This window comes from Vibrio sp. PID17_43 (assembly GCF_002608565.1).
Classification (GTDB): Bacteria; Pseudomonadota; Gammaproteobacteria; order Enterobacterales; family Vibrionaceae; genus Vibrio.
In genome coordinates, this window is sequence record NZ_LIXM01000020.1 from 51,186 (window position 1) to 65,999 (window position 14,814).

The 14,814-nt window shown below is 46.3% G+C and carries 14 protein-coding genes; 4 read left to right on the forward strand and 10 right to left on the reverse strand.

The genetic code is table 11. From position 1 onward, the window contains the following. Nucleotides 1-34 precede the first annotated feature (34 nt). The 6 genes from menE to AK965_RS14750 form a co-directional block, all read right to left on the reverse strand. Nucleotides 35-1,456 carry an o-succinylbenzoate--CoA ligase gene (gene menE / locus AK965_RS14725; RefSeq protein WP_099080315.1) on the reverse strand — a complete coding sequence of 474 codons (1,422 nt, stop codon included), beginning with the start codon at nt 1,454-1,456 and terminating at the stop codon, nt 35-37. Continuing rightward, a complete protein-coding gene (gene menC, locus AK965_RS14730; protein ID WP_099080316.1) occupies nt 1,441-2,430 on the reverse strand; it encodes an o-succinylbenzoate synthase in 990 nt (329 codons plus the stop codon). Before menC ends, menE begins: the two co-directional genes overlap by 16 nt. A 130-nt stretch (nt 2,431-2,560) precedes the next feature. Then, nucleotides 2,561-3,427, reverse strand: coding sequence for a 1,4-dihydroxy-2-naphthoyl-CoA synthase (menB, locus tag AK965_RS14735; RefSeq protein ID WP_099080317.1), 867 nt, complete (start codon nt 3,425-3,427; stop codon nt 2,561-2,563). 26 nt (nt 3,428-3,453) lie between these two features. After that, nucleotides 3,454-4,248 (reverse strand): 2-succinyl-6-hydroxy-2,4-cyclohexadiene-1-carboxylate synthase, encoded by a 795-nt coding sequence (gene menH / locus AK965_RS14740; RefSeq protein ID WP_099080318.1) that lies wholly within the window; start codon nt 4,246-4,248, stop codon nt 3,454-3,456. After that, on the reverse strand, nt 4,235-5,941 hold the full coding sequence (gene menD / locus AK965_RS14745; RefSeq protein WP_099080319.1) for a 2-succinyl-5-enolpyruvyl-6-hydroxy-3-cyclohexene-1-carboxylic-acid synthase: 1,707 nt from the start codon (nt 5,939-5,941) through the stop codon (nt 4,235-4,237). The genes menH and menD overlap by 14 nt, the downstream gene beginning before the upstream one ends. Then, nucleotides 5,938-7,245, reverse strand: a complete 1,308-nt coding sequence (locus AK965_RS14750; protein WP_099080320.1) for an isochorismate synthase MenF — start codon at nt 7,243-7,245, stop codon at nt 5,938-5,940. The genes menD and AK965_RS14750 overlap by 4 nt, the downstream gene beginning before the upstream one ends. Before the next feature lie 217 nt (nt 7,246-7,462). On the opposite strand from AK965_RS14750, the gene AK965_RS14755 reads away from it, so the two are divergent. The 3 genes from AK965_RS14755 (at nt 7,463) to AK965_RS14765 (ending at nt 10,715) form a co-directional block, all read left to right on the forward strand. Beyond that, a complete protein-coding gene (locus AK965_RS14755; RefSeq protein WP_099080321.1) occupies nt 7,463-8,677 on the forward strand; it encodes a pyridoxal phosphate-dependent aminotransferase in 1,215 nt (404 codons plus the stop codon). Between the two features lie 115 nt (nt 8,678-8,792). Continuing rightward, a complete protein-coding gene (gene yfbR / locus AK965_RS14760) occupies nt 8,793-9,377 on the forward strand; it encodes a 5'-deoxynucleotidase (protein ID WP_099080322.1) in 585 nt (194 codons plus the stop codon). Nucleotides 9,378-9,380: 3 nt separating this feature from the next. After that, entirely contained in the window at nt 9,381-10,715 is a 1,335-nt protein-coding gene (locus AK965_RS14765) for an anti-phage deoxyguanosine triphosphatase (protein WP_172438162.1), read from the forward strand. 7 nt (nt 10,716-10,722) lie between these two features. On the opposite strand, the gene AK965_RS14770 is transcribed toward AK965_RS14765, so the two are convergent. Then, the gene (locus tag AK965_RS14770) at nt 10,723-11,334 is read right to left on the reverse strand and encodes a tRNA-uridine aminocarboxypropyltransferase (protein WP_099080324.1); all 612 of its coding nucleotides are present in this window, start codon (nt 11,332-11,334) and stop codon (nt 10,723-10,725) included. 3 nt (nt 11,335-11,337) lie between these two features. Between AK965_RS14770 and rrtA the strand changes: the two genes are divergently transcribed. Continuing rightward, nucleotides 11,338-11,889, forward strand: a complete 552-nt coding sequence (gene rrtA, locus AK965_RS14775; protein ID WP_099080325.1) for a rhombosortase — start codon at nt 11,338-11,340, stop codon at nt 11,887-11,889. A gap of 125 nt (nt 11,890-12,014) precedes the next feature. Here rrtA and AK965_RS14780 read toward each other — a convergent pair whose 3' ends face one another. From AK965_RS14780 to AK965_RS14790, 3 genes are all read right to left on the reverse strand, one after another. Then, the gene (locus tag AK965_RS14780; protein ID WP_099080326.1) at nt 12,015-12,314 is read right to left on the reverse strand and encodes a ComEA family DNA-binding protein; all 300 of its coding nucleotides are present in this window, start codon (nt 12,312-12,314) and stop codon (nt 12,015-12,017) included. Between the two features lie 147 nt (nt 12,315-12,461). Next, nucleotides 12,462-14,321, reverse strand: coding sequence for a peptidylprolyl isomerase (gene ppiD / locus AK965_RS14785; protein ID WP_099080327.1), 1,860 nt, complete (start codon nt 14,319-14,321; stop codon nt 12,462-12,464). Nucleotides 14,322-14,519: 198 nt separating this feature from the next. Next, nucleotides 14,520-14,792, reverse strand: coding sequence for an HU family DNA-binding protein (locus AK965_RS14790; protein WP_099080328.1), 273 nt, complete (start codon nt 14,790-14,792; stop codon nt 14,520-14,522). Nucleotides 14,793-14,814: the final 22 nt, after the last annotated feature.

Genomic DNA, 14,814 nt, shown 5'->3' on the forward strand with positions numbered 1-14,814 from the left:
GATAGCAAAATTGACTAGTTAACCTGAATGTAGATCAGTTAAGTATGGAGAATAGCCAGTCTTTAACCGCCTTACGTGACACTTTAATCCCTCCTCCTAATAAGCTTTGAGGCATTAAGTGGTAAGCTACTGGCCATTTGAATTTTTCTAGCTTGGTTTGCAGATGCTGCTCATATTGCGCTTTACTCAGTAAGGATTCTGTTTGAATCACCGCGACTGGGCGATGTCCGAATGCCACATCTTCTATTGGCACCACAATACTCTGCGAAATACTCTCGATTTGGTTTAGTACCGCTTCAATTTCTTCACAGTGAACGTTCTCACCGCCAGAAATAAACTGGTTATCCGCTCGACCAATGATCTTAAGTTCATTGCCTTGCCACACACCTAGGTCTTTACTGTCAAACCAACCATTTTCATCCACCAGCTTGGTCAAACTTCCTTGCTGAAAGTAGCCAGACGCAAGCGTTTGTCCACCAATATAAATTCTTTCGTTCAACAGCTTAATATCGCGATTTGGCAGTAGATGCCCTGCATTGCTCACCCTGTCGATTTGCTTTGCGGTAACCGTAGAGGCCGCTTCTGTCATGCCGTAACCTAGCCAAGTTTCAATGCCTTGCGAAGTTGCGCGTAATGCCAACTCATGCGCGACATGGCTACCACCGAGCAGTACATGAGTCAGAGACAACGTCACTTGTTCATCCAATAACCGCTTGAGCTGTGTTGCAACCAAAGACGCATGAGAGACGCCAACAATGTCTTCAGCTAAGTTCCCTGTCCCAACTTTGAGTGTTGCACCAGCAAACAGCCATCGATACACAATCGCGAGGCCTGATACATGGTAAAGCGGCAGAGAGAGCAACCAAGTATCTTGTTGGTTGAACTGAAATTCACCCAACAAGCCTTGAGCAGAAGCAAGGTGCTGCCTGTGACTATGAGCCACCGCTTTAGGGGATCCTGTTGAGCCAGAGGTAAACACAATTGAGGCTAGCGCATCGTGCTCATAAACTTCTGTTGAAGCGATGGCCTCCGTGTTTGCCACTACCGGAAATGAGAGTAAGGTAACATCCAGTTGTGATAATTGCGGCTCCGAGTACGCACTCTCCATACCATCAGCTAACCAAACAAAGCGCGACTGGTTTGGCTTATACAAGGTGTTTAGCTTACCTTGTAATGCCTCAAGAGGTTGCGGCATGGTTAACGCTGTAATGGAACCCAACTGCTGCGCGGCAAGGTAAAACAATAGTGTCTCGGCTTGATTTTTACCGACGAGAGTGAGCAGATCACCGCTCTTCACCCCTTGTTGTTGCAGGTCGTGAGCATACCGGTCAATGTGAGCGGTTAATTGCTGCCAACTCAGCGATTCATTGTTGGTTTCAAGCGCAATAGAAAAAGGGCTCACTTGAGCCCAATATTTCCATGGTGCAATCGCAGTATCATCTATGCTGAATGCCACACTAACTCCTGCTCTGATAGCGGAATAATTGGAAGTTCACAATTAGGCCAACCTTGCTCTAGCTGCACTTTAAACAGACCAATGGTATCCAAACCAGGGATCTCATTAGGCAACTGCCATTGTGCTAAGCGCGCAAGCTGGTTTAGACCAAGGCTTGATTCAATGCTTGAGCTTATCACCGCTTTGATGCCAAGCGTCTTCGCCTTTTCAATCAGCTTAATACAGAAATCCACCGAACCAATCAGCGTTGGCTTGATGATGATGGTTTTCACACCCGTGAGATCTTCTAGGCTGAAGTCTTCACGGCGAACCGCGTCTTGCAATGTTTCATCCCAAGCAATCGCAATGCCGGTATTGATCGCAAAAGACAAACTGTCACCCGGAGAGCGACATGGCTCTTCCAAGAAAGTGATACGCTGACGCAGTGACGGTGCAATATACTTAGCAAACTGATGCGCTTTCTCTGATGTCCAAGCACGATTTGCATCAAGACGAAGGGTAAGCTGTGGGATCGATTCTAGGAACAAGTTCACTAGCATACCGTCGCGAATCGGCTCATACAAACCCACTTTTACTTTCGCAACTTTCTCACCTTCCATCTCGTTAAGTTTAGGGATGAGGTCGTCTGGATCACCGTTACACAACGGAGCAACTTGGTACTTGCCTTGTGCAGGTAAGCCGCCTTTAAGCTCAAGTTGAGCCATCGATAAACCAAATGCTACCGATGAGTACATATGGTTGTAATCCAAGGGGAAATTTGCCACCCAGCGTTCAACTTGTGCTTGCAGTTGAATGCCCGCATCTTCAGTGTCTTCGAGGCTAAAACCAATCAGAGGGGCCACTTCTCCACGACCCACCTTATCACCTTCTGACAACTCAATAATATAACCTGTACGTTCCGTCAGCTTGTTATCACGCAGTATAACGCCACTGTCCATTGGTAGGCAGTAGCGGTAAATCTTCGCTTTACGCATAATTCGAATCCTATGTAATGCCGTATATTCTGAGATCTTTAACGAGAGGACCCGTTAGCCTCCTAGAGAGCGAGACACTCAGGACAAAAAACGAAACCGAGGAGCACAATGGCTCCCTTTCTTATACGGATTATGGGTTACGAGGGAACTTATCGAAGTCTGGGCGACGTTTCTCGTTAAATGCGTTACGACCTTCCTGGCCTTCATCTGTCATGTAGAACATCATGGTTGCGTTACCAGCAAGCTCTTGTAGGCCCGCTTGACCATCACAGTCCGCGTTCAAGGCGGCTTTCAAGCAACGTAGTGCCATAGGGCTGTGTTGGAGAACTTCACGACACCAGCGAACGGTTTCTTTCTCTAGATCGTCTAGTGGCACCACTGTGTTGACTAGCCCCATGTCTACTGCTTCTTGCGCATTGTAGAAACGGCATAAGAACCAGATTTCACGTGCTTTCTTCTGACCTACGATGCGAGCCATGTAAGATGCGCCCCAACCACCGTCAAAAGAGCCGACTTTAGGACCTGTTTGACCAAACTGAGCATTGTCAGCAGCAATCGTTAGGTCACACATCATGTGTAGAACATGACCGCCACCAACCGCCCAGCCAGCTACCGATGCGATCACAGGTTTTGGACATGTGCGGATATCACGTTGGAAATCCAATACGTTTAGGTGGTGCGTACCTTGATCGTCTTTGTAGCCGCCGTAGTCGCCACGGATCTTCTGGTCACCGCCAGAACAGAATGCGTCTTCACCTAGACCAGTCAGAATGATTACGCCAACACCTGAGTCATAACGTGCATCAGCTAACGCATCAATCATCTCTTTTACCGTTTGAGGACGGAACGCGTTACGCACTTGAGGGCGTGCAATCGTAATTTTCGCGATACCATCTTCAGACTTGTGGTAATGGATATCCTCGTATTTCTCGCCGCAATCTTTCCATTGAACCGGAGCGTAAAGTTCTTCTTCAGAAATGCCTACTGTTTTAGCCATGGTGATTCCCATTGTTCTCGTTGCTCTCACTTGAAGTGAGAATGAATTATTTGATTAATGTGCATCGCAAATTGATGGGGTTGCTCTTGGTGGACATTATGTCCCGCATTCTCAACTTGTCGATAAGCCAACCCGCTACTTTCAGCCAGTTGACTAAATTTTTTGTCTTTTTTGCCACAGATGTAATACAGCGGAACCGCTTGTTGTTGCAGTGCTGGCAACAAGTAAGATTGCTTTGCCAGTGATGTTGCAAGCAGCATGTCCGCAACCGCAGAACCAAGATTAGCACTTCGTTTTGCAATCAATGTTTGTCTTTGCTCATGGTTTATTGAAGAAAAGACTAACTGTTGGTACCAATCGTTCAAAACACAGGCAAGAGACTCCGTTTTGAAACGCTGTACCCAGCGCAAGTCATTATCTAATCGTGCTTGCTTTTCTGACTCGCTTTGCAGCCCAAAGTTTCCCCCTTCAACAATGGCAGCACGAATATTGAGATCAGGGAAACACTGGTGTGCAAGGCCATGCATAGCAATGCGTCCACCCATTGAGTAAGCAATAAGGATAAGCGGTTGTTGAGAAGGAAATAGTAAAGATAGTGTGGAATTGAGCTGTTTGCAGCAATCACTGAGATCGTGGCAAAAAATAGAGTGGCTAGCACCATGTCCGGGAAGGTCGATGGTCACTCGTTCATACTGAGGCAATACCTTTATGCATTCTTTCCAATCCGTGCCGCTGCCAAGCAAACCATGCAAAAACACCAAAGTTGGCACCGTGCCACTTTGGTGTTTTTCAGTAGCAGGAAAGTGTTCAGAATAAAGCATGCAGATTCTTATTGAAGGCTCTTAAATGCTCGGTCGCTTGGTTTGGTGGTGTTTGTACTTCCACCACCAAAGTCCCCTTACCCGCCGTAAAATGTTCAGTGACCACAGCTTGATACTCAACCAACGTCTCGGGTTTACAGTATTGCAAACCGAATTGCTTCGCAGCATGTTCAAACTCATAGCCATGCGGCATTTGATAGAATTTTTCTCGATGTGAGACAGGTACTGGCAGCATATCAAAAATCGCCCCCCCATCATTGTTGGTAATCACAATCACGGTCGGCTGCTGAGTATGCGTAAACAAAGCGAGAGAGTTCGTATCATAAAGTGCCGAGGTGTCACCTATGTACATCAAAATAGGATTGTTGCGTGCACGTTGAACACCATTCGCTGTCGCAAACAGACCATCAATGCCAGACGCGCCACGGTTAGTGAATATCTCTGTATTATCCAATTTACCAAACATATCAACCAAACGAACAAACAAGCTGTTGCCCATGAACAGGTCAACACCTTGTGCTCGTTTTGCGACATCAATGGCCAAGGCAATCTCATTAAGCTCACTTTGAGGATCAGAAGCAAACAACACTTTCGACTTTTGGCTTACCAACGCAATATCTTTTGCCAGTTTCTCTGCCCACCCCGTATGATAAGACTCGCAACGGGGCGATTGAGCGATCCACTCGGAAGGCTCTTCAACCCAATGAGATTGCGGAAGATGACTTTGATTATCACGTTCTAAACGCGGTGAAATCAACCAATAGCCAGCTTGTGAGCACGACACCTGTTTTTCCAACCACTGATTTAAGCGTTTAGAGATAATACGGCTACCAAACTGAACAATGAGATCACAGCATTCTATTTGCTCCGCAAACGTCGAATGTTGCAACCATAAGTCATAGTAAGCCCAATCAGAACTCACACCGCTTTGTGGATCAGCCAAAATAGGCCAACCCATCTGCCTAGCAAACTGTTTAGCGGCTTGTGCTTGCTCTAACGGTAAACTGCCGATGATCACCAAGCCTTTCTTATCATCGCATTTAGGACGCTCGCCATTCGTCAGCGAGATAAAGCGGCGACAATACGTGTCCGAACTCTCATGCCAAGATCCCACCATATCGAGATAGCTTTGATAAATGCTCTTCTCACCATTGGAGTATAAAGGCTCAGGAAATGCGCAGTTAATATGAACAGCACTGCCTTTCAAACGCTGGGTGAACATCACTTCATCAACCGACGTCAGTAGCCAGTTGAGTGGTGTTGCAAGCGAAGGACTTGGTAGATTCAAGCTGTCACAAACGTGCTGAGAGAAAATACCAATCTGGTGGATGGCTTGGTTTGCGCCGCAGCCCACCAATTCAACCGGACGGTCAGCCGTGAGCACCACCAGCTTTTCGCCAGTGAGCTTTGCTTCTGCGATGGCAGGCAACAAGTTCGCGGCTGCCGTACCAGAGGTCACAATCACGATCACTGGCTCTTTACTTGCCTTTGCAAGCCCCAGCGCCATAAAGCCCAATCCACGCTCATCGAAATGGGTGTGAATGGTAAAGTGTGGGTTCTCTGCAGCTTCTAACGTTAACGGTGTTGAACGTGAGCCTGGTGCAATACAAACATGCTTTACCCCAAATCGACTCAGTTCTAATAAGATGGCTTCAGACCAGATACGATTTAACACAGCTTGATCTGTGCTCATAACGCCACTCCAAGCGGGGGATGATCAGAAATCAGGGATAACAGAGTAGACATCTTTTTATCAAGTTCGACCCACTCGTGCTCTGCAACAGAGCCCGGGACGATGCCTGCCCCAGCAAACAACTGGACTTGATCACCTAAAACCAACGCACTTCTGATTGCGACACAGAACTCAGCTCGCTCATGACTAATGTAACCCATCGAACCCGCGTACCAACCGCGTGCAAACGGCTCATTATCCAAAATAAACTGCATCGATTCCTTACGCGGCAAACCAGCTACGGCTGCCGTTGGCTGCAAGGCAGAAAGTAGCTGAACACCATTGATCCCCGACTGGAGGTGCGCGTGAATATGGCGTTTAAGATGCTGTACTTTTCTCAGACGAACTAAACTCGCCTCTTGGTCGACTTCCACGCTTTCTGAATAAGGCAGCAAACGCTCAATGATGTCATCCACGACATATTGGTTCTCGTTGAGATTTTTTGTGTCAGTAGACAGCCAATTCGCCAGCTCCATGTCTTGCGTTGCATTATCGCCACGACCAATCGTACCCGCTAACGCTTCGGTATGCAGCTCATGCCCCACACGCAAATACAAACGCTCAGGTGTTGAGCCCATAAAACTGTGCTTACTGTCCAAGCTAAACAAGAAGTGGAAGCTGTGATGATTACTCAAATAACTGGCTTTCAATAGCTGCGCTGCACTGAGAGGCGAATCTAAATAGATGAATGACTTACGTGCTAATACCACTTTCTTGAAGTCATCACTTGCGATCCCAGACAGCACTTTATTCACCAACTCATGCCACTGTGGCTCGGATGGCGTATGCTCAATCGATCGAATATGTGAAGAAACTGGCGACAATGCGGGTACATCACACACTAATTTGTGCAAACCGGCTAACGTGCTTGCTTTATCTTGTGAGATATTCACCGCGAGCGACCACGTCTGATCGAAACGAATTAACTCAATTTGTGGAAGGAAGAAGAAAGATGGCATACAGCGACGATTTTTCTCGTGCTGACCATCAAATGAGCGTCCACCCCATACACGCTGGCCTTCACCCAGTATCGTATAGGCAGGGCCTGGTTCGACAAAAGTATGGAGCTGTCCAAGGGCAACAACTTCTTCACGAGTATCACGGGACTGCCAGTAAAACTTGGGAAAAAGTGGTTGGGCTTCAAGCCAATCAATAAAAGCGAAATTAGGCTTCGCATTGAGGGGCTCGACTAAACGTGTTTGATTGCCTTCCGTTTGCTGAACTCTCTCGATAATTCTCTTTACGGCTTGGTGGAACTGTGACAAATCAACCTCGAAGTACGTGAGGATAAGGGATAACTGACGGGTACTCTAAGTTTAGACCCAAAGCAAATCAAGGTCATATGCTAACTTTTGCAAAATCCTGTGACAAACGCCGTACAAAAGTTAGCCAGCAAACAGATAATTTACAGATTTTTATTCTAATAAAAAACAAATTATTGTACTTTAATAAAGAAATTAACGATTTTTTAGGAATCACACAATGCAAAATATCGGGATGTCGTCAAAACTCGACAATGTCTGCTACGACATTAGGGGACCTGTACTCAAACATGCTAAACGCATGGAGGAGGAAGGGCATAAAATCCTAAAACTAAACATTGGTAACCCTGCCCCATTTGGCTTTGACGCTCCTGATGAGATTCTAGTAGATGTCATCCGCAATCTACCAACATCTCAAGGTTACTGTGATTCCAAAGGTATTTACTCCGCGCGTAAAGCGGTTGTGCAGCACTATCAACGTAAAGGCATCCGCTCTCTCGATGTAGAAGACGTATACATCGGTAATGGTGTATCCGAACTGATCGTGATGGCAATGCAAGCGCTGCTAAACAACGGCGATGAAATGCTGATCCCATCACCAGACTACCCATTGTGGACCGCATCCGTTGCGTTGTCGGGTGGCAAACCAGTGCATTACATGTGCGACGAAAGTGCAGATTGGTACCCTGACCTAGATGACATCAAAAAGAAGATCACGCCAAAAACGCGTGGTATCGTGCTGATCAACCCGAACAACCCGACAGGTGCGGTATACAGCCGTGATTTTCTACTTGAAGTGATCGAAATCGCTCGCCAGCACAAACTGATCATTTTTGCAGACGAAATCTACGACAAAGTGCTTTACGACGGCGCGACACATACTTCTGTAGCCACGCTAACAGATGACGTATTGGTGATGACTTTCAACGGTCTATCTAAAGCGTACCGCGTTTGTGGTTTTCGTGGTGGTTGGATGTTCCTAACAGGCCCTAAACACCTAGCTCAAGGTTACATCAACGGTCTTGAATTGCTTTCGTCCATGCGTTTGTGTGCCAACGTGCCAATGCAGCACGCGATCCAAACGGCACTGGGCGGTTACCAGAGCATTAATGAGTTGATCCTGCCAGGTGGCCGCCTCCTTGAACAACGCAACCGTGCTTGGGAGCTGATTAACCAAGTGCCTGGTGTATCCTGCGTTAAACCAAAAGGGGCAATGTACCTATTCCCAAAAATTGACACTAAGATGTACAACATCAAAAATGATCAGCAAATGGTGTTGGATTTCTTGAAGCAAGAAAAAGTACTGCTAGTACAAGGTTCTGGCTTCAACTGGCCGAAGCCTGACCACTTCCGTATCGTGACACTACCGCACATAGAGGATCTCGAAACCGCGATTGGACGCTTTGAACGATTCCTATCGACTTACAGCCAGTAGTAATTACCGCTGAACTCTCATATGCTTAGAGGAGCTCCACGTGAGCTCCTTTTTCGTATCAGGTATCAATACCACTAACGCAATAGTTAATGAAGTTGGTATACAGGAGAGAGCAATGAAAGAAAGCCATTTTTTCGCCCATTTAGCACGGATGAAGCTAATCCAACGCTGGCCTTTGATGCGATCGGTCTCACCAGAGAACGTCTCTGAGCACAGCTTACAAGTTGCTTTTGTCGCTCATGCCCTAGCCCTAATAAAAAACAAAAAATTCGACGGTAACCTCAACCCTGAACGCATTGCCATTCTCGCGATGTACCACGACTCAAGTGAAGTGCTTACGGGTGATTTGCCAACGCCCGTAAAATACTACAACCCAGAAATCGCAAAAGAATATAAAAAGATAGAAGCAGCTGCCGAGCAAAAACTACTGTCCATGCTACCTGAAGAATTCCACGACGATTTCGCACCTTACTTACTTTCTCATTCAGCACATGAAGACGATGCACAAATCGTTAAACAAGCCGACTCAATCTGTGCCTACCTAAAATGTCTGGAAGAGCTTAGTGCTGGCAACCACGAATTTGCCCTCGCGAAAAAACGCCTAGACATCACATTGCAAGAACGAAAAACACCAGAAATGGAATACTTCCTACATACTTTTGCCCCAAGTTTTGAATTATCGCTGGATGAAATCAGCTAGTTGATGGAGAGAGCCGTGTCGTTTGAACTACCTACTCAATGGCAAGAGCGCCATGATGATGAACACAAGATCCGCCGCGATGATCACCGCAGCCCTTACCAGCGAGACCGTGCTCGCATTCTTCATTCTGCTGCGTTTCGGCGTCTACAAGCTAAGACTCAAGTCCATGGCAACAGCTTGGAAGATTTTCACCGCACCCGCCTGACTCACTCTTTAGAGGCGGCTCAGCTTGGAACGGGGTTCGTTGCCCAGCTAAAGAAGAAACAACCGGAATTTCGCGATTTACTACCCTCAGATAGCTTGATTGATTCACTCTGTTTGGCACACGATATCGGTCACCCGCCCTATGGCCATGGCGGTGAAGTCGCATTAAATTACATGATGCGTGAGCACGGTGGCTTTGAAGGCAATGCGCAAACCTTTCGCATTGTCACCAAATTAGAGCCGTATACCGAGCACTTCGGCATGAACTTGTCTCGCCGTACCTTACTTGGTCTCATCAAATACCCGGCTCTCATCAGTCAAAGCCGATCCGTCTATTTACCAGATCCTGTTGAGCATCAGCGTAAACTTAAGGCTCAAGAATGGAGCCCCGCCAAAGGAATTTACGATTGCGATAAAGATTTGTTTGACTGGGTAGTCGCACCGCTGACGGATAACGACAAAACACTACTTAGCCAAATGCGACACTCGCCAGAATCCGATTTCGAACACAGAAAAACGCGCTTCAAATCGCTGGATTGCTCCATTATGGAGCTGGCAGATGATATTGCTTATGGCGTGCACGATTTGGAAGATGCGATTGTGCTTGGCATGGTGACTCGCCAAGAATGGCAAGAAGGCGCGGCAAGTCAGCTTGCCGATTGCGGTGACCCGTGGTTTGAACAGCACATTGGTTTCATTGGAGAAATGCTGTTTAGCGGTAAACACCATCAACGTAAAGATGCCATTGGTGGCATGGTGAATGCGCTACTCACCAGTATTTCTATCAAGGTCGTCGATGAGCCTTTCAATAACCCATTATTGGCCTGGAATGCGTGTCTCGATCCACACATGGCAAAGACACTCGATGTGCTAAAAAACTTCGTCAGCCAGTACGTTATCCAAGTTCCACAAGTACAGATCGTTGAGTACAAGGGTCAACAGATTATCATGGACTTGTTTGAAGCATTAAGCGCGGCTCCAGAACGTTTACTACCAAGGCACACCCAAGAAGTTTGGCGTAACGCAAGTGATGAAAGAGCACAAATGCGAGTAATTGCCGACTACATTTCCTCCATGACAGACGGCCACGCCCAAAAACTGCATCGCCAATTGTTTTCTTCCATCGTTCTTTAGCGCGGGGCTAATCTTTCAAATAGTTCTTCTCAAATACGCCTGGAGGCATCTGGGCGATTTGAAATTCAATCATTTTCTCGAACACATTCAGCAAAGGCGTAAAGTCTTTTTCTGGCTCAAGTAGGCTGAGCGCATGGTAGCCAGCCTCAACCGTTGATAAGCTGTTTTCTGAGGGCGCTTTACGAATGGTGTAATGGCCTTGCAAGTTTTCCGGGAGTTTCACGGTTGGCAAGCCATGTAGATTGGTAGACAGTTGCCACATTTTATACGCTTTCTTCCAAGTCCCATCCAATAATATCAAGCGCACTTTCTTATCATCATGTTGTTCACAACCGAAAGCTGACAAACACAACGAGTGCTCTGACGGGTACAAAATCACGTGACAATACGCCTCATCCGCAAGCAGTTCGTTTAATGTTGAGTTCTCAGAAAAGTCTTCCCCGATCAAACAAGTACAGTAATTTAAACTCAATTTGAGAATCCGTGCCGTACCAAGAGGACGGTGCACTTCACTGATGTGCTGAAGAATGATAAGTTCAGCCTCACTTGCTAACGGTACTATCCATTGGCAAATACAAGCTTTACGCGACTTTCCACACTGAGAACAATAACGAGACATTGAGTGAACCTTTATACATTGCTGACAATCATCAGCATTATCTGCTTAGTACTGCAATTCGAACCAATGGCCAGCCTTGCCGAATGGCACGCCTACAATATTCGCCATGGAGAATGGTGGCGAATCGTAACAGGAAATCTAACGCATACCAACTTTGCTCATCTTGGCATGAACTTAGCGGGTTTGTGGGTCATCAGTTTTATCTTTCGGCCGAGCGTTCGTAACTTCTCCATCGTATTTCTTATTCTGTGTACCTTCATTGGTGCGATGAACTTATTCACCAATATGTCGATTTATGTCGGTCTGTCTGGTGTGTTACATGGACTATTTGGCTTTTGGGCGCTGAGAGAAGTATTCGAGGGTAGAAGAAGCAGCTTGCTACTGGTGGCCGGGCTTGTCGCTAAAATCGCTTGGGAGCAATTCTACGGGCCATCGCCCAGTACCGCGGCTATGATTGGCGCACGCGTTGCGGTTGATGCTCACCTGCTTGGTGCAATTGGCGGCTTAGGGATGGCAGGGGTAGAAAAATTAATGCATCGCCGTCTCTTTGGCTAAGCCTCTTTGGGTAAAATACTTTAGCGTTAAAACAATGAATAAAATCCCGAACCAGTAAAAAGTGCTGGTTCGGGAAAGTAAGGTTCGGACACAACAAACTTAGCTTCTCAATGGTAGAACATTGATTACAACAAAATACGTGCTTCGTTCTTCTTCACCGTCGCCTCTCCGATGCCTTTCACTTTGCTCAGATCCGCTGCAGTTTTAAATGGACCGTGCTCATTGCGATATTCAACAATATCTTTGGCTTTCTTCTCACCAATCCCCTTCAGTAAAGTGGCGATTTCTTCCGCTGAAGCCGTGTTCACATTGACGGTGATTTCAATACCTTCGTATTTTTCTGCTTTACCGTTCGCGACTTTACTATCTGCCGCCCAGCCCATTGGGGCCAACAACATTAGGCACAAAGTTAACATCCATTTCATTATTCCATTTTCTCCTGAGTTATTGTGATTAAAAATTACCACTACTCTAGAAAATACGCCGATGACATTGAAGGCACGACCGAGAAAAATAAAACGGGCCGCTAATGCGACCCGTTTTTGTTAACATACAAATTACATGTATTGTGCTTAGTTGCTCACAACAAAGTATTCGATTTCCGTATTTTCACGTAATACTGCAAGAACAGAAGTCAGATCTTGCTGTGATGATACTCGTTGCATTTGCATTGCGACTTGCTCTTCTAGAGAGCTATCTAGCGCTGCATGCACACCATCTAGCTCGATAACTACGATGTCGCCTTCAAGGTCTTTAGACTGAGCATACACTGGCTTGCCGTCCACTGGTTTTGCCATTGCAAATACCGTTGTCGCAAGCGGTGAACGGCGGTCAATGGATTCTTGCTCACCAAACTCTAGATTGTTTTCCGCAAGAACGGCTGTGTTACCTTCTTTAAGGGCTGCAACAACCTTAGTCGCCAGTTCCATCGCACCCTGCTCGCCCTTAACGCGAGATAGCTCAGCAACCGCTTGGTCTTTCACTTCAGCAAGAGGAAGTACTGTCTCGTTGCGAGCGCCTTCAACACGAACCACGATAATGTGCTCTGGTGCTACCTCGATAGCTTCAGAGTTCAGACCGTCTTCTTTCACTTCAGGGCTCAAGATTGCTTGCATTACCGCTTGGTTCTTAAGAACTTCAGGAGCATCAACTTGAGAGATGAAGTCGGTTGTCTTCACTTTCTGACCAACGGCTTTAGAAGCATCGTCTAGAGAATCAGGGTATTCAAACGCCACTTTCTCAAGCTCGTTTTGTAGCTCGTAGAATTGATCGACCGCTTTCTGGTCAACCATTTCTTGTTTGATTTCTGCTGCGACTTCAGAGAAAGGCTTCGCAACGGAATCTTTTAGCTCTTCAAGCTTGATGATGTGGTAACCGAAATCAGACTTAACTAGACCTGACATATCGCCTGGGTTCTTAAGTGCGAAGGCGGCATTTTCAAATGCAGGGTCCATCACATCACGCTCAATCCAACCTAGGTCACCGCCGTTTTCAGCGCTACCGAAGTCGTCCGATTTTTCTTGAGCAACAGCGGCAAAGTCTGCACCAGCGTTTAGCTCATCAAGAATCGCTTGTGCTTTCGCTTCGTCATCACCTTCCACTAGGATGTGTGCTACGCGGCGTTGCTCTTCAGAAGAGTACTTATTTTGATGCTCATCGTAGTATTTCTTAACTTCTTCGTCAGAAACTTGGATTTGCTTTTTCAACTCTTGAGCAGAAAGTTCGATATAAGCAACTTTAACCTGCTCTGGACGAGTAAAGTTATCTGGGTTTGCTTTGTAGTACGCTTGAATTTCTTCATCAGTTAGATTGACATGTTTTGCAAACTCAGCCAAATCGATCGTTACGGTACGAATATCACGAGTTTGAGTAAACAGCTTACCTTCTGCCTGAACTTCGCCAGGTAGTGTGAATTCACTGGTTTGCAATGCGTTCAATAATTGCTCACGAACCAATTCACGACGCATGTACTCTGCAAAAGAGTCTGGAGAGAAACCAGCACGACGCAGAGACGCTTGGTAGATCTCTTGATCGAACTTGCCGTTAGATTGGAACTGAGGCATTTCTAGAATCATGCTACGAACTTGCGCATCACTAATACGTAGACCAAGCGCTTCTGCTTGTTGGTCAAGCAATACGTCATTAATCATGCGATCGAGAACGGATTTTCGGAAAGATTCAACGTATGCAGGGTCTGCCAGCATTTGAGAGAAGTAATCACCCAATTGAGATTGCATGCGATTACGCTCATTTTGGTAGGCCATCTCGAACTCACCACGAGCAATTTCGGTATTCCCTACTTTAGCGGCGACGTTGTTACTACCGCCAACGATGTAGCTACCTACACCTGCAAAGACGAAAGAAAGGATGATAAGTCCAAGGATAATTTTGACCGCGATGCTATTCACGCCTTCGCGTAGTCGATCCATCATAATTTAACTGCTCTCCACAATTGAAGCCAACTGCTTCTACTAGAAAATGTAATGACGCGATAATATCAGAAAAAGAAATGCGCATCAGTAGGATGCGCATATTTTAAAAAAGTTCGGCGACGAGTTTGTAAATTTTTGTTCCAAACGGACTGTTTGAGCAAAAGTCATGCAAATGCCGACGCTTCTATCCGCTTAGGATTAGTTACAAGCGTCTTTTAGAGCTTTACCTGCTTTGAAAGCAGGAACTTTAGCTTCTGCGATTTGGATTTCTTCACCCGTTTTTGGGTTGCGGCCAGTACGTGCTGCACGAGTGCGAAGGCTGAATGTACCGAAGCCAACTAGAGCAACTTGGTCACCAGATTGAAGCGTACCACTTACTGCTTCGATGAATGCGTCTAGAGCACGGCCAGCTGATGCTTTAGAGATGTCTGCGTTTTCTGCAATTTGTTCTACTAATTGAGTTTTATTCACTGTGATTTCCCCTTAACGTCAT